At 73.3% G+C, this 14,901-nt stretch carries 13 protein-coding genes and 1 tRNA gene; 7 read left to right on the top strand and 7 right to left on the bottom strand.

The window, feature by feature from the left end:
- The first annotated feature begins 7 nt into the window (after positions 1-7).
- The 3 genes from ANAE109_RS10500 (at position 8) to ANAE109_RS10490 (ending at position 1,328) form a co-directional block, all read left to right on the top strand.
- A tRNA-Thr gene (locus tag ANAE109_RS10500) sits at positions 8-83 on the top strand.
- 210 nt (positions 84-293) lie between these two features.
- On the top strand, positions 294-899 hold the full coding sequence (locus ANAE109_RS10495; protein ID WP_012096840.1) for a DUF2239 family protein: 606 nt from the start codon (positions 294-296) through the stop codon (positions 897-899).
- A gap of 15 nt (positions 900-914) precedes the next feature.
- On the top strand, positions 915-1,328 hold the full coding sequence (locus ANAE109_RS10490) for a GIY-YIG nuclease family protein (RefSeq protein ID WP_012096839.1): 414 nt from the start codon (positions 915-917) through the stop codon (positions 1,326-1,328).
- Here the strand turns inward: ANAE109_RS10490 and ANAE109_RS10485 are convergent.
- Positions 1,317-2,084, bottom strand: coding sequence for a subclass B1 metallo-beta-lactamase ANA-1 (locus tag ANAE109_RS10485; RefSeq protein WP_041449074.1), 768 nt, complete (start codon positions 2,082-2,084; stop codon positions 1,317-1,319). The genes ANAE109_RS10490 and ANAE109_RS10485 overlap by 12 nt on opposite strands.
- A gap of 2 nt (positions 2,085-2,086) precedes the next feature.
- Positions 2,087-3,124: an AraC family transcriptional regulator gene (locus tag ANAE109_RS10480; RefSeq protein ID WP_012096837.1), complete on the bottom strand. Its 1,038-nt coding sequence runs from the start codon at positions 3,122-3,124 to the stop codon at positions 2,087-2,089.
- A 173-nt stretch (positions 3,125-3,297) separates the two neighbouring features.
- Here ANAE109_RS10480 and ANAE109_RS10475 point away from each other — a divergent pair, with 173 nt between their 5' ends.
- Positions 3,298-3,717 carry an OsmC family protein gene (locus tag ANAE109_RS10475; protein ID WP_158305884.1) on the top strand — a complete coding sequence of 140 codons (420 nt, stop codon included), beginning with the start codon at positions 3,298-3,300 and terminating at the stop codon, positions 3,715-3,717.
- Positions 3,718-3,753: 36 nt separating this feature from the next.
- Here ANAE109_RS10475 and thrH read toward each other — a convergent pair whose 3' ends face one another.
- Entirely contained in the window at positions 3,754-4,368 is a 615-nt protein-coding gene (gene thrH / locus ANAE109_RS10470) for a bifunctional phosphoserine phosphatase/homoserine phosphotransferase ThrH (protein ID WP_012096835.1), read from the bottom strand.
- Positions 4,369-4,712: 344 nt separating this feature from the next.
- On the opposite strand from thrH, the gene ANAE109_RS10465 reads away from it, so the two are divergent.
- Both ANAE109_RS10465 and ANAE109_RS10460 read left to right on the top strand, forming a co-directional pair.
- Positions 4,713-6,239, top strand: a complete 1,527-nt coding sequence (locus tag ANAE109_RS10465; RefSeq protein WP_012096834.1) for a Glu/Leu/Phe/Val dehydrogenase — start codon at positions 4,713-4,715, stop codon at positions 6,237-6,239.
- A gap of 170 nt (positions 6,240-6,409) precedes the next feature.
- A complete protein-coding gene (locus ANAE109_RS10460; RefSeq protein WP_012096833.1) occupies positions 6,410-9,640 on the top strand; it encodes a M6 family metalloprotease domain-containing protein in 3,231 nt (1,076 codons plus the stop codon).
- Here ANAE109_RS10460 and ANAE109_RS10455 read toward each other — a convergent pair.
- From ANAE109_RS10455 to ANAE109_RS10445, 3 genes are all read right to left on the bottom strand, one after another.
- Positions 9,553-11,223: a hypothetical protein gene (locus ANAE109_RS10455; RefSeq protein WP_012096832.1), complete on the bottom strand. Its 1,671-nt coding sequence runs from the start codon at positions 11,221-11,223 to the stop codon at positions 9,553-9,555. The genes ANAE109_RS10460 and ANAE109_RS10455 overlap by 88 nt on opposite strands.
- A complete protein-coding gene (locus ANAE109_RS10450) occupies positions 11,220-11,981 on the bottom strand; it encodes an ABC transporter ATP-binding protein (protein ID WP_012096831.1) in 762 nt (253 codons plus the stop codon). The genes ANAE109_RS10455 and ANAE109_RS10450 overlap by 4 nt, the downstream gene beginning before the upstream one ends.
- 63 nt (positions 11,982-12,044) lie before the next feature.
- Entirely contained in the window at positions 12,045-12,407 is a 363-nt protein-coding gene (locus ANAE109_RS10445; RefSeq protein WP_012096830.1) for a PilZ domain-containing protein, read from the bottom strand.
- A gap of 190 nt (positions 12,408-12,597) precedes the next feature.
- Between ANAE109_RS10445 and ANAE109_RS10440 the strand changes: the two genes are divergently transcribed.
- Positions 12,598-13,197 carry a DUF6066 family protein gene (locus ANAE109_RS10440; RefSeq protein ID WP_012096829.1) on the top strand — a complete coding sequence of 200 codons (600 nt, stop codon included), beginning with the start codon at positions 12,598-12,600 and terminating at the stop codon, positions 13,195-13,197.
- A gap of 108 nt (positions 13,198-13,305) precedes the next feature.
- On the opposite strand, the gene ANAE109_RS10435 is transcribed toward ANAE109_RS10440, so the two are convergent.
- On the bottom strand, positions 13,306-14,883 hold the full coding sequence (locus ANAE109_RS10435) for a trypsin-like peptidase domain-containing protein (RefSeq protein ID WP_012096828.1): 1,578 nt from the start codon (positions 14,881-14,883) through the stop codon (positions 13,306-13,308).
- Positions 14,884-14,901: the final 18 nt, after the last annotated feature.

The raw sequence follows: 14,901 nt of genomic DNA, 5'->3' as shown, positions 1-14,901 counted from the left end.
CCGTTTCGCCGACATAGCTCAGCTGGTAGAGCAACTGATTCGTAATCAGTAGGTCCCCAGTTCAAGTCTGGGTGTCGGCTCCAGAATTTGCGGGCGTTCGGCCTCCCGGTCGAGCGCCCGTTCCTTTTGGCGGGCGGCGCGCCCCGTACGCCGCGCGCGTCGCCATCCCGTCCTCGGTGCTCCGGCTCCGCCCCGCGCTTTTCACCCGGGTGATATTGATCCGCGAGCGGGTCTGCGGTAGCTCTTCCCTGAATTTTACCCGGGTGGAATCCGCCCGATCAGCGAGGGCGGACATGTCAGAGACGATGGACGAGCCCCGCTACACGGCCTTCGCTGGCGTCCGGCTCCTCGCGTCGGGCGCGAGGCGTGACGTGCTGCTCGCGGTGAAGGCGCATCACGACGCCGGCGGAGACCCGGTGCTGGTGTTCGAGGACGCGACCGGGCGGCAGCTCGACTTCGACCTGCGGGGCACTCCGGAGCAGGTCGTCGCGCGCGTGGCGGCGCCCAGGGCCGGGCCGGGCCGGCCGAAGCTGGGGGTGGTGAGCCGCGAGGTCTCGCTCCTGCCCCGTCACTGGGAGTGGCTGGAGCAACAGCCCAACGGCAGCTCGGCGGCGCTGCGGCGCCTGGTGGACGAGGCGAGGAAGCGCGAGCCGGATCGGGCGCGCGCGCGGCGGGTCAGAGAGGCCGCGGGCCGCTTCATGTGGGCGATGGCAGGCGATCTGCCCGGCTTCGAGGAGGCCTCGCGTGCCCTGTACGCCGGCGACGCGAAGCGGCTCGGGACGCTGGTCCGGACCTGGCCGAAGGACGTCCGCGCTCACCTGCTGGCCCTGTCGGAAGAAGCGGCACGGCTCGAGCGTCCGCCTTCGGTCGAAACCCGTGCGAACCCTCGCGGCCGCTGAGGAGAAGGAGAGGCGATGGATCGGAGAGCCGAGCTGAAGCGCGCGGCGCGCGAGACGAGGCCCGAGGCCGGCGTGTACCAGATCAGGAACGTCCGGAGCGGGCGGATCCTGGTCGAGAGCACGCTGAACCTGAAGACCCTCAACGGCAGGCGGATGGAGCTCGCGCGCGGATGGCACAGGAACGCGCAACTCCGCGCGGACGTGAGCGCGCTCGGCCCGGAGGCGTTCGTGGTCGAGATCCTCGAGGTGCTGCCGGAGAAGGACGAGGGCGTCGTGTTCCCGCGGGACGCCGTGCGGCAGCTCGAGAAGGCGTGGCTGGAGCGGCTGCAGCCCTACGGTGACCGCGGCTACAACGACCGGCCCGGACCCGACGCGCCACCCGCGGAGTCGCGATCGGTGACGAACGGAGGGAGCTCCTCACCGGCCTGAGGCCGGAACTCCCCGACTGCCGTGCGCCTCGAGCAGCGCCGTCGTTCGGGCGAGCAGCTCGGAGCCTCCGGCCGCGCCGTGGCCCGGGACGACGATACGAGCCCCCGGGTAGCGCCGCCGCAGGGCGGCCACCCCGGTCGCCCACTGGACGGGGTCGGCCTCCCGTACGTTGCCGAGCGTCCCCGCCGCTGCGTCCTTCACGAAGCATCCCGCGACGAGCACCCCGTCCTCGGGCAGCCACACGACGATGTTGTCCGCGGTGTGCCCGTGGCCGGGATACCAGGTCGCCAGAGATAGGCCCGCGAGCGTGAGCCGCTCTGCGGGTCCGAGCTCGTGCTCCGGAACCACGAGCCCCTTCTGCCGCGCCAGCGCGCGGGTCCTGCCGAAGGCGTAGGTCGCGACCTGGCGCGCCCGCGCGGCGCCGATCCCGCCCATCCGGTCGGCGTGCCAGTGGGTGACGATCAGGTGGCGCACCGGTCGGCGCAGCGTCTTCTCCGCCCAGGCGAGCACGGGCGCGGTCTGCTCGTCCGTGGCGGGGGTGTCGACGAGCACGGACTCCGTCGCCCCCGTCACCAGCACCGCGTTCGACTCGACGTCGCCGAAGCCCTCGAGCGCGCTCACCGACCGGATCAGCCAGGCGTGGGCCGAGAGCGGGCGCGCCCGGACGCGGTCGCCGAGGTCGGTCTCGGGTTCCCCCCGCGCGGCGGACCAGGGCACGAGGAGCAGCACGACGACGCGGGCGAGGAGCGTTCGCATCCTCAGGTTGTACCGGACCGCCGGTGCGAGCGCCGCCACGCCGCCGGCGAGACGCCCGTCACCCGCTTGAACGCGTGGCTGAGCGCCACCTCCGACCCGTAGCCGACCGCGTGGGCGATCGCGGCGACCGTCTCGGACGTCGCGAGGAGGCGATTCGCCGCGAGCTGCAGGCGCCAGGTCGTGAGGTACTGCATCGGCGTCTTCGCGAGCACGCGCTGGAACCGAGCGACGAGCGCCGAGCGGGACAGTCCCGCCTCCCGGGCCACGCCCTCGACCGTCCAGGCACGACCGGGGCGCGCGTGAAACGCCTGCAGCGCGCGGCTGACGTACTCGTCGCGCAGCGCCGCGAGCCACCCCACGCTCGTCTCGGGGAGGCTGCACATCTCGCGCCTCAGCGCCTCGATGAACAGGAGCTCGGTCAGCTTCCCCACGAGCGCGCCGGACCCCGGGCCGCCGCGGGTGGACTCGGCGATGACGTAGCGGATGCTCGCGCTCACCCACTCGTGCGTGCTGCCGCCGTCCGCCCGCAGGTGCAGCACCGGCGGCAGCGGCTCGAGGAAGGGCGTGAACAGCAGGTCGTCGCAGCGCAGGTAGCAGCAGACGATCCGGGCGCGCTCGCCGCCGCCGCCGTGCCGCAGCACCGGGAGCTCGGTCCACGGCGCCGGGGGCAGCAGCGCCGACACGGGCACGACCGCAGCGTGATCGCCCGACCCGAGCAGGTGCGCGTCCCCGCGCGGGAACAGGACGAGCTCGCCCGTCGCGAGGCGGACCCGCTCCCGTCCCGGCAGCGCGATCCAGCAGTCGCCCTCCGCGAGCAGGTGCATGATGGCGAGGCGTGCGCCGCCGGGGCAGACGATCCGCGCGATGGCGGAGGAGTCGGGGGTCGCCACCGCCCACGAGCCCGTGAACTCGCCGCGCAGCAAGAGGGCTCCGGAGGCCCGCACCACGCGGAGCGCGTCGGAGAGGACGTCGAGCGCGGCCGGTCCGGGAACCGCCCGGCGAAAAGGCGTTTCGGTCAGCTGATCCGGCGCGAGGCTCATGGCCCTCTCTCTCGGGCGCGCGCACCCTTGCCGCGCGGGCTGCGCTGTCGGCAACCCGTCATAAGCGCCGCGACCGCGGCGGACACGGAGGTCGGCGAGTGACACCCGAGCGCATCCAGGAGACGACCCGGCTGTGGCAGTCGGAGCCCGAGCGAGCGAAATCGAGTCCCATCGTGAAGTCTCGCTTCGACGGTGCGACCGCGACCCTCGAGGCAGGGTCGTTCAAGTGGCAAGCCGACCTCTCGGCGCCGCTCGGAGGCGGCAACGCGGCGCCGAGCCCCACGGCGCTGCTCCTCGGGGCGCTGGCGGGGTGCGCGGTGGTGTTCATCCGCGAGACGCTCGCGCCGCAGATGGGGATCCGCGTCGACTCGGTGGAGGCCGAGGCGCGCTGCGACGCGGACGCGCGAGGGCTCCTCGGCATCGGCGGAGTCGCGGCCGACCTGACCGACCTCAGCCTCGACGTCCGCATCCGCTCGCCGGACGGAGCCGACGCCGTCGCGCGTCTCTCCCGCGCGTGGCACGAGCGCTGCCCGGTCTACCTCGCGCTCGTCAAGGCGACGCCGGTCCGCACGAGCTTCGAGGCGACGGGGTGATGAGCCGCGGGTGCGCCGCGCAGGGCGGCGGGCGCCCTACTCCCCGATGCGCCGGCTCGCCTCCGCGATCGCCGCGGTGAGCGCGGGGTAGTCGCGCACCACCGGGAACTGCGGGAAGTCGGCGATGACGTTGTCGGGCGGCCGGAAGAGGATCCCCGCGTCCGCGGCGGAGAGCATCGCGGTGTCGTTGTACGAGTCGCCCGCCGCGATGACCTTGAAGTTGAGGCCGCGGAGCGCCTGCACCGAGGCGCGCTTCTGGTCGGGCATGCGCAGCCGGTAGTCGGTCACGAAGCCACGCTCGTCCGTCTCGAGGCGGTGGCAGAACAGCGTCGGCATGCCGAGCTGCGCCATGAGGGGCATGGCGAACTCGTAATAGGTGTCGGACAGGATGATGACCTGATAGCGGGTCCGCAGCGCGTCGAGGAAGTCCTTCGCGCCCGGCTCCGGGCCCAGCTCGCGGATCACCTTCTGGATGTCGGGCAGACCGAGCTCGTGCCGGCGCAGCAGGTCGAGCCGGAAGCGCATGAGCTTGTCGTAGTCCGGCTCGTCTCGCGTCGTTCGACGCAGCTCCGCGATGCCGGTGCGCTCGGCGAAGGCGATCCAGATCTCCGGGACGAGGACGCCCTCGAGGTCGAGACAGACGGTCTGCACGGGTGCCTTCTCCTGATGCGTGGGGGGCGGGATGATAGCACGCGTTCGGGGCGTGCCCGCCGGGGGCACCGGACCCGCGCCCTCGCCCGCCTGGCCCCTTTCCGAGCCGCTCCCGGAGCTATCGGCGCGGGCAGTCCGGAGTTAGATTTCCGCCGCCTGCGGATGCCCCTCGCGGCGGGTGCCGAAGCCGGGGATCGCGCTCATGATCACACCGTAATCGCGCGTCTCCACTGATGATTCCCGACGATTCGCAATTTTTGACCGCGAGAGTTATGCGGGGCTAGCATGCGCCCGACTTCGCCGTCCGGCGAAGCACGGGGTCCCCACCAACCGAGGTCGACAGCATGGCCGGTCGAAACGGCAAGAAGAGCTTCTACGACGAGGCGATGGAGACGTTCGATCGCGCGGCAGAGCTCATCCAGATGAACCCGCGCGTCCGGATGGAGCTGGAGGAGCCGGACTTCGAGCACATCTTCTACGTCACGACGGAGCTGCGGGATCGGCTCGTGCCGCTCGCCGCCGAGGACGTGCCCAAGTTCAAGGACCTGCAGCCGTCGGACATGAAGGCCGCCGACGCGCTCGAGCCGCTCGCGAACGGCAACTTCATCCTGCACCGCCGCGCCCTGCTCCGCTCCGACATCCACATGCGCCAGGGCGTCATCAACATCCCGAAGATGGGGCTCTTCCGCGTCGAGAAGGGCGGTCCGCGCAAGTTCAAGGCGTACCGCATCCAGCACAACCAGGTGCGCGGCCCGTACAAGGGGGGCATCCGCTACCACAAGGACGTGTCGCTCGACCTCTTCAAGATGCTGGCCGCGGACATGACCTGGAAGACGGCGATCGCGGAGATCCCGTTCGGCGGCGCGAAGGGCGGCATCAAGCTCGATCCCTTCAACTACTCCCGCGAGGAGATCGAGCACATCACGCTGCGGTACGTCTACAAGTTCAAGAACTTCATGGGCCCGTTCCTCGACATCCCCGCGCCCGACGTCGGCACCAACGGGGAGATCATGGCCTACATGATGCGTCAGTTCACCGACGGCGAACGGGAGCACCACAAGCTCCGCGGCGTGGTGACCGGCAAGGACGTCCGCATCGGCGGCTCCGAGGGGCGCGTGCGGGCCACCGGCCAGGGCGTCGTGTACTGCATCGAGGAGTGGGCGCGGGACCGCGGCTTCGATCTCAAGGGCGCGCGCGTCATCGTGCAGGGGTTCGGCAACGTGGGCTCCTCGGCCGCGGAGATCCTCGCCGCCCACGGCGCGAAGATCGTCGCGGTGAACGACGTGAACGGCACGATCCACGAGGACAAGGGCCTCGACGTCGCGGCGCTCGTCCAGTACGTGCACGGCAACAAGGAGAACCTGCGGCGCAGCGTGGCGGGGTTCCCCGGCGCGAAGGCCATCTCCAAGGACGACTTCTGGTCGGTGGACGCCGACATCTGCCTCCCGGCCGCGCTCGGCGAGGAGATCACCGGCGACGTCGCCGAGCGGCTCAAGGTGAAGCTCGTGGCGGAGGGCGCCAACGGCCCGACCACCCGCGACGGGGATCGCGTGATGATGGGCCGCAAGATCGACCTCATCCCCGACATCATCTGCAACGCGGGCGGCGTCACCGTCTCGTATTACGAGTGGCTGCAGAACCAGCGGCTCGAGCACTGGACCGAGGGCGACGTGAACCGCCGCCTCGAGCAGGCCATCAAGAAGAACTACGCCATCATCCGGGACATCGCGCGGAACCGCCCGCAGCGGACGCCGCACTACGACTCGCGCCCGTTCTGCGTCGGCAAGGAGACGGACGTGCGCACCGCGGCGATGGTGCTCGCGCTGAAGCGCATCGAGGCGCACTACCTCATCGAGGGGTTCTCGCAGTAGCCGGCCTCGCCGGCGCCGCGTCACGGCACCTGCGAGCCGTCAGGGACGGGGCGCTTCGGCGCCCCGTCGCGCTGCTTCGGGCTCCCCGACGGAGCGCCGCACCGGCGGGGCGTCGCTCCACGCCCAGTGCATGCCGATCCTAGGCGTGTCGAGCGCCGAGGAGACCGCGCATGCCGTCATCACTCCGGGTGGTCACCCGTCGCGTCGCGGCGCTCGCCTCCGCGCTCCTGTCCGCCGCAGCGGCGGCCGCCCCCGCGCCGCCCGGCGCCTTCTCCGTGCGGCAGCCGGACGGCTCGCCGCTCGCCGTGCGGGCGTACGGGGACGAGCACGGGATCGTCTTCGAGACGCTCGACGGCTACGCGCTCGCGCAGACCGCCACCGGCGAGTGGCGCCTCGCGCGCCTCGCGCCCGAGGGACGCCTCGTGGCCTCCGACCGGGCGGCGCACGCGGCGCGCGCGGGGTTCGCCCCGCACCTGCGCCCCGCGCCCGCCGCCCTGCGGGAGATGGACGTCCGTCGCCGCGACGCGAACTCCGCCCGGGCGCCGCTCCCCGCGCTGCGCGACCGGGCGCGCGCGCTCGACGGCCTCGCCGCCTCCCGCCCGGGCGGGGGCGAGGCGGCCGGGCGGGCGCTGCTCGCCGCCGTGCCCCCGGCCTCGTTCCGCCTCGCCGTGCTCCTCGTGGAGTTCCCGGACGTGCCCCACACGTACGGCGCGGACGCCTTCCGCGCGCTGTTCTTCTCGGAAGGCACGTACCGCAAGTCGCCGCTCGGCTACGACGTGACGGGCAGCCTCCGCGAGTACTGGGCGGAGGTGTCGTACGGTCAGCTCTCGGTCACGGGGGAGGTGTTCGACTGGGTGCGCGCGGCGGCGCCGCGATCGGAGTACCTGAACGACTCGTGGCGCCTCCGCGACGAGGCCATCGCGGGCTCGGGCGTCGATCTGTCGCAGTTCGACGGCTACGCGCTCGTCTATGCCGGCGAGGTCCAGTCGAGCGCGCTCTGGCCGAACGCGCCGGGGAACTGGTACGTGATGTCCGAGACGTTCTACTCGAGCACCGCGCTCGGCGTGGACCTCGCCGGCGTCGGCACCCACTGTCACGAGTTCGGCCACGTGCTGGGCCTGCCCGACCTCTACTACGGCGCCGGGAACATCGGCACCTGGGGGCTCATGGGCAGCGGGAACTACCTCGACGCGGGCCGGACCCCGCCGCACGTCGGGGCGTGGGAGAAGAAGCGCCTGGGCTGGCTCCGGCCGGAGCGGCTCGCCGGCGGCTTCGCGGGTCCGCTGCGGCTCCCGCCGGTCGCCTCGGCGCCCGCCGCGTTCGAGGTCCTGACCGAGCGCTCCACGTTCCTGCTGGAGAACCGGCAGTGGGTGGGCTTCGACACCCACCTGCCGGGCCACGGCATGCTCGTGTGGCACGTGGACGAGACCCAGGCCAGCTACACCACCGGCGACCACTGGATCCTGGATCTCGTCGAGGCGGACGGGATTCCCGCCTCCACCTCGGCGGGCGGGACGCCGTTCCCGGGCGGCCGGACCGAGGGCGCGCTGACGTGCGCCACGACTCCGAGCAGCGCGGACTACGACGGGAGCTGCTCGTTCGAGCTCACCGGCATCGTGGAGGACGGCGACGACGTGCACGCGGACGCGGTGGTCTCGTGGCGGAGGGGCGTCGGGATCACCGTGAACGGCACGGGCGACCACCCCACCCTCTTCACGGCCTTGGCCATGGCGCCCGCGGGGTCGACGGTGCGGGTGCCGGCAGGCACGTTCCGGGAGCTCGTGCGCCTTCCGGACGCGGTGTCGCTCGCAGGCGCGGGGCCGGGGCAATCGATCCTGGAGGCACTCGACGCCCGCCCCCTCGTGATGCCGGGCGAGGACAGCGCCGTGTCCGGATTCACCCTTCGTGCCGCCGCAGGCGCCGACGCGTTCGGAGGCGACGCCTTGCAGCAGGGCTACTCCACGGCGTTCACGGTGACGAACTCGGCGTTCGTCGGGTTCTACACCGCCATCGCGCTCTGGGAGGGATGGCCTCCGAGCTGGAACCGCGACTCGCGCGTGGCGCGGGTGACGAACAACGTGTTCGACGGGAACACGTACGGGCTGATGATCACGTACTACGACGGGTTCGTCCCGACGATCCGCAACAACGCCTTCTTCCGGAACGACTACGCCGTCCTCGCGAGCACGTCCTCCACCGGTGACCTCGGCTACAACGCGTTCGCGCGCAACGGCGTCGACATCGCCGCGGTCGACGGCTCCGGTCCCGGCTCGAGCGACGTGCTCGCCGATCCGGCGTTCGTGGACCCCGACGCGGGCGACTACCGGCTCTCGCCCGGCTCGGCCTGCATCGACGCCGGCGATCCTGCCGCGTCGTACAGCGACGTGGACGGCACGCGCGCGGACATCGGCGCCTTCGGCGGCCCCGGAGGGGCGCCGCCGAGGCTCGTCGTGACGCGCTTCGGGAGCGGGTCCGGCCGCGTCGTCTCCGCTCCGCCGGGGATCGACTGCGGGAGCACGTGCTCGGCCACGTACGCGTCGGCGATGGACGTCACCCTCACCGCCGAGCCCGATCCCGGCTCGCGGTTCGACGGCTGGGCGGGCGCGTGCGTGGGCACGGGCGACTGTGCTCTGCGGGTGAGCGGCGAGGTCGCGGTGACGGCGCGCTTCACCTCGACGGCGTGCCCGGCCGCCGACGATTGCCACGAGGCGGTGGTGGACGCGAGCGGCGCGTGCGTCTACCCGGCGAAGCCGGACGGCGCCCCGTGCGACGACGGCGACGCCTGCACCCGGGCCGACGCCTGCGCGGCCGGGACGTGCTTCGGCTCCGACCCGCTCGCCTGCGACTCGCCCGACCCGTGCGCCGCGTCGACGTGCAGCGCCCCGAGCGGAACCTGCCTCGCGGTCCCGGTGCCGGACGGCAGCGCCTGCGAGGACAGGGACCCCTGCACCATCGGAGAGACCTGCGCCGGCGGCGCGTGCGGGGGAGGAGCGCCGGTCACGTGCGAGCCCGCGGGCGAATGCCACACGGCGGCGGCGTGCGAGATCGCGGCGGGAGGCTGCACGTCCTCTCCGCTGCCGGACGGGACGCCCTGCTCGATCGGCCTGTGCATCGGCGGGGTGTGCACGCGCGATCCGACCGGGATCTCCGAGCCTCCGCCGCCTGCCGGCGGCGGCGCACCGCCGCGAGGGGGCGGTGGCTGCGCGTCCGCAGGCGGCGGCGGCGAGCTCGCGGGGCTCCTCGCGGCGCTCGGCGCCCTCGTCCGCGCCAGGCTCCGCGCACCCATCGCCGGATCCGCTCGCAAGGCCGGCGGTCAGTCCTGGTCGCCCGCGACCGCGGCGAGGAGCGCCTCGCGCCGGCGCTCGAGCAGGCGCGCCGCGAACGGGAGCGCGACGCGGTAGGCGACCGCCCCCGCGAGCCCGAGCGCCGCCCACCCGGCGACGAGCAGCCAGGGCGCCCCCCGCCGCACGGCGAGGAAGGCCGGCACGCCGAAGGCGGCGGCTGCGCCCGCCACGATCAGCATCCCGGCGAGCGAGGAGAGCGGGGACAGCGCGCCGCCGCGCTGGACGGTGTTCGCGGCGGCTCGCGGGTTCAGCACCGACACGAAGTTCCCGGCGGCGAGGAGCCAGGGGGCCACGCCGGCGTGCAGCGCGATGGCGGCGGCGAGCGCCCAGCCCGGCAGCGCCCCGCCGACCGCGATCGCCGCGCCCGCGGCGGCGAGGAACAGCCCCGCCGAGAACGCGTAGGCGGCGACGTTCTTCGCGAGGAGGACCTCCCCGGCCGCGACGGGCGCGAGGAACCAGACCCGGCCCCCTCCGCGCTCCCAGCCGAAGGCGTTCAGCCAGAAGATCTGCGCCGCCATGTGCGCGTAGAGCGCGAAGCCGAGCACCGGCAAGACGCGCACGATCTCTCCCGCCTCGGGCGGGATGCGGGGCGGGACCTTCCACGCGACCAGCGCGGCGAACGGCGGCAGCACCAGCGCGAGCAGCGTCGCCAGGGGGTGGCGCAGGACGTACTTCGCCTCCTTCTCCACGAGCGCCCCGAGGCGGCCCGGCAGCCGCCACCCGCTCCCGCCCGTCGCCGCGGCGCGCGGTGCGCCGCCTTCTCCGTCGCGCGCGAAGGCCAGCGCGAGCCGGTAGGCGGCCCAGGCCGTCGCGACGGTGGCGGCCACCAGCGCCCCGAGCCAGGGCAGCGCCGCCGGCACACGGCCCGCGTACAGCTCGCGCACTGCGCCCTCCGCCAGGGCGGCGGGGTAAGCGACCCAGCGGAGCGCGCGCGCGCCGCGCAGGACGCGAAGGATCGTGCCGGGCTGGCCCGCGGTCCAGGCGAGCAGCAGCGCCACGCCGAGGTACACGGCGGCGACGAGCAGCTCTCGCGCCCTGCGGGCGCGCAGGAGCCGGGCGAGGACCTCCTGGATGAGGGCGACGAGCGCCACGGTGGCGGCGACGAAGGCGACGAGCACGAGGGCGAGCAGCAGGAGCCACGCGCCGGGCCGCGCCACCGCCGCCCCGGCGAACGCCCCGGCGAGGAGCAGGCACCAGAACACGGCGAAGGGGTCGCCGGCGAGCGAGGCCACGAGGCCGTAACCGAACACGCGGCCCGGGGGGAGCGGGTAGACGAGGAGGCGGCGCAGGTCGAGCGCGTCGCGCTCGGAGATGGAGAGCGACACGACGGTCCAGGTCTGCCAGACGCCGAAGAAGAGCGCCGCGACGGGGACCGAGGCCTGGAGCCCTCTCCCGACGCGCACGGCCTGGAAGGACGCCGCGCCCGCGAGCGCGGCGAAGGCCAGCCCCGCCGGGATCGCCACGACGTACAGCGCGACGCGCGCCACGATCTCGGCGACCCCTCCCGGCCGGCGCAGGCGGCGCAGCAGCAGGAGCCAGCGGAGCTCCGCGAGCGCGCGCAGCGTGGCCCACCCGTCCGCGCGGGCGGGCGCCGGGACCGGCTCCGCCGCGCCGGCCTCGCCGCCCCCGGCCCGCGTCACGCGCCCTCGCCGAGCCAGGACAGCCCGCGCACCTCGCGCTCCTCCCCGACGGTGCGGATGAACACCTCCTCGAGCGTGCACGCGCCGCGGACCTCGGCGAGCGTGCCCTGCGCCGCGAGCCGGCCGTCGCGGACGATCCCCACGTGCGACACGAGCCGCTCCACCACCTCGAGCACGTGGCTCGTGAGGAAGATCGTCATCGCCCTGCGGGCGACGAGGTCCTGCAGGAGCCGCCGGATGCCGTTCACGGCCACCGCGTCGATGCCCTCGAACGGCTCGTCGAGGAAAAGGAGCTCGGGACCGTGGATGAGCGCGCACCCGAGGGCGAGCTTCTTCTTCATGCCGTGGCTGTACTCGCCGACGAGCTTCCCCGCGTCGTCCACCAGCTCCAGCGCCGCGAGCAGCTCGTCGGCGCGCCGCCCGGCCTCGCGGCGATCGAGGCCGTAGAGCTGGCCGTGGATGCGGAGCTGCTCGGCGCCGGAGAGCCGCTCGAAGAGCGCGAGGCCGTCCGGCACGACGCCGATGCGGCGCTTCACGGAGAGCGGATCGCGGTCGAGCTCGATCCCGAGCACGCGCGCGCGCCCGGACGTGGGCGAGAGCAGGCCGGTGAGCATCTTGATGGTGGTGCTCTTCCCGGCGCCGTTCGGGCCGAGGAACCCGTAGAAGGCCCCCACCGGCACGGCGAGCGCGAGCCCCTCCACGGCGACGCGGCCGTCGAACAGCCGCGTCAGCCCCTCCGTCTCGATCGCGAGCGTCACGGGAGCAGATCTACCTCGGGTCGACCGGTCGCGCCGGGCCGCCGGGCGACCTTGCGGGCTCGGTCACTGCAGGTCGGCGTGGACGGCGTCGTCCTCGAAGTACAGGAACTTCACGCCCATCCCGCGCAGCGCCGCCGGCCGCTCGACGTCGACCGGTCCCCGACCGACGAGGTGGCAGACGTAGCGGACCTCCGCGACGGCGGTCATCTCGCCGGCGTCGGACGGGAAGGTGACCCGGACCTGCGAGCCGATGGGATGGGGGACGCGCGTCTCGACGAACATGCCGCCCTCGGAGATGTTGCGCGCGATGCCGAGGCCCATGCCCCGATCGCCTTCGAGGTAGACCCGGAAGACCTTGTCGAGACGGGGCGCCGCGCGGCGCTCCACCGGCATCGGCCTGCGTCCGTCCCTGCGGCTGTTGAGCATGTCGTCCGCCTCCCGACCTGCCCGACAGGCTAGGCCGGTGGGCGCATGTAGTCAAAAAAGCCACCTCGCCCTTCATGCGCCTCCCGGTCGCACGCCGACGGCCTAACTTTTGGTCGAGCAGAGCGGCCCCGCGTTACACTCGCGGTACCCGTCCGGGCGCATCGCCCGCGCACCAAGGGGATCCCAACACATGCGCTTTCTCTGGGCCGTGGTCCTCCTCCTCGCCTCCTCCCCCTCCGCCCTGGCTGGCGAGCGCTTCGACGCCCTCGCCACCGGCGCGGAGCGGCTCGACGCGCTCGAGCCCTTCCTCACGCGCTACGTCGGCCACTGCACCGACGTGTACACGCGCGCCACCTGCGAGGCGAACGTGCTCGCGTCGCGGCGGGCGCTCTCCGGGAAGACGTTCACCGTGCGTGTGACGGACGCGGCGACCCTCGTCCGCGCCGAGCTCCAGGGTGACGGCTTCGTGCTCCTCGTGACTCCCTTCGTGGACGGCGGCGGCCTCGCCCTCACCCACGGCACGCCCGCCCGCCAGGACGCGGCCGGCAACCCCCTCATGAACCTCATCCCGATCCGCGGAAAGCTCCCGCCCGGCGTGATGGACCTGGAGTTCCAGGGACCGTTCCGGACCGGCGCCATCGAGCTCGAGATCGTCTTCCGGCCGGAGAAGAGCTGGAAGCTGCGGCGGCGGGGCGAGGGCGGGATGATGGAGGGCGTCGCGGCGCGCTTCATGGCGATCCGCGTCGTCGACGCACGCACCGGCAACGAGATCGCCTCGCGGGTCCTGTAGCGGCACCCGGCGGCGACCTCACTCCTTCGGTACGGCGAGGGCCGCCCGATCCGCCGGGCGGCCCTCGATCGTCTGCACGGCGCTGCGGCCCCGCGGGCTCGAGGCTCGCTACTGGCGCCCGCCCACCGGGACCGCCACGTAGAAGAGATCCTGACCGCGGCGAACGCGCAGGAGCGCGACCTCGCCGTCCTTCATCTTCGCGATGGCCTGCGCGACGTCCTGCACCGTCTTCACCGGCTTCCGGTTCAGCTCGACGATGACCATGCCCGGCTCGATGCCGGCGCGCCCGGCCGGGCCGGCGGGGGCGACGTCGCGCACGAGCACGCCCTCCCCCGGCTCGATCCCGAGCTGCCGCGCGATCTGCGGGGTGAGATCACCGAGGGTCACACCGAGCTTCGGGGCCTTGTCGCCGCCCTCCTCCTGCTCGCCGCCCTGCCCGCGGGCGATCGCCTCCTCGTCATCGGGCCGCTGCGCGACCGCGAAGCTGAACTGCTTCTTCTGGCCGCTGCGCACGACCGTGAGATCCACCTTGCTGCCGGGCTGGACCAGCGCGACCGCGCGCGTGAGATCGCCGCCGGAGGTCACGGGCTTGCCGTTCACCGCGACGACGACATCGCCGGGCTGCACGCCCGCCTTCGCGGCGGGGCCGCGGGGGACGACGGCCTGGATGAGGGCGCCCTTCTGATCCGGAGGGAGGCCGAAGCCCTGGGCGAGGTCGCGGTTGAGATCGGTGATCGAGACGCCCACGTAGCCGCGCGTCACCTTCCCCTTCTCGCGCAGCTGCGGGAGGATCGACTTCGCGAGGTTGATGGGCACGGCGAAGCCGACGCCGGAGCCGAGCTGTGGCGAGACGATGGCGGTGTTGATGCCGATGACCTCGCCGCGCAGGTTGAACAGCGGGCCGCCCGAGTTGCCGGAGTTGATGGCCGCGTCCGTCTGGATGAAGTCGTCGTAGGTGCCGGTGGGGTTCACCTCGCGGCGGTGCTTCGCGGAGACGATGCCGAGCGTGGCCGTGTCGCGCAGGCCGAACGGGCTGCCCAGCGCGAGCACGAAGTCGCCCTGCCGGAGCGCATCGGAGTCGCCCAGCACGACGTTCGGGAGGTCCTTCGGCGGGTTCACGAGCCTGATGAGGGCGACGTCCGTCGCCGGGTCGCGGCCGACCGTCTCGGCCTTGAGCTCGCGGCCGTCGGTGAGCCGGACGAGGATGTCCGTCGCGTCCTGCACCACGTGGTTGTTCGTGAGGATGAAGCCGTCCGGGCTGATGACGAAGCCCGAGCCGAGCGAGGAGCCGCGGAACTCCTCCGGCATCCGCGGCGCGGGGCGGCCGCCGAAGAACCGCTCGAAGAAGTCCTGGAACTCCTCGTCGCCGGGGCCGCCGCGACCGCCCGGCGCCTGGCCGTGGGGGTTGGGCATCCCGCGGGTCTGCGGGTGCTTGATGACCGTCGTCGTGGAGATGTTCACCACGGCGCCTTTGACCTTCTCGATGAGCGGCGCGAGCGAGCCCTGAGGGGGAACCGCGGCCTCCGCAGGCTGCTGCGGGCTCGCCTGCTGGGAGGCGTCCTGGAACAGCGGGGCGCCGTTCACGCCGGGACGCTGGGGCTCGGTGGCCGCGCGGCCGTCCTGCGAGCACGCGATCAGGGCCGCGACGAACGTGGTGGCGATGCTTCGGTGGATGATGCGGCGCATACCCTCTCCTCGGGCAAG

The organism is Anaeromyxobacter sp. Fw109-5, assembly GCF_000017505.1.
Taxonomy (GTDB): Bacteria; Myxococcota; Myxococcia; order Myxococcales; family Anaeromyxobacteraceae; genus Anaeromyxobacter.
This window is presented reverse-complemented; position numbering and strand designations above follow the sequence as displayed.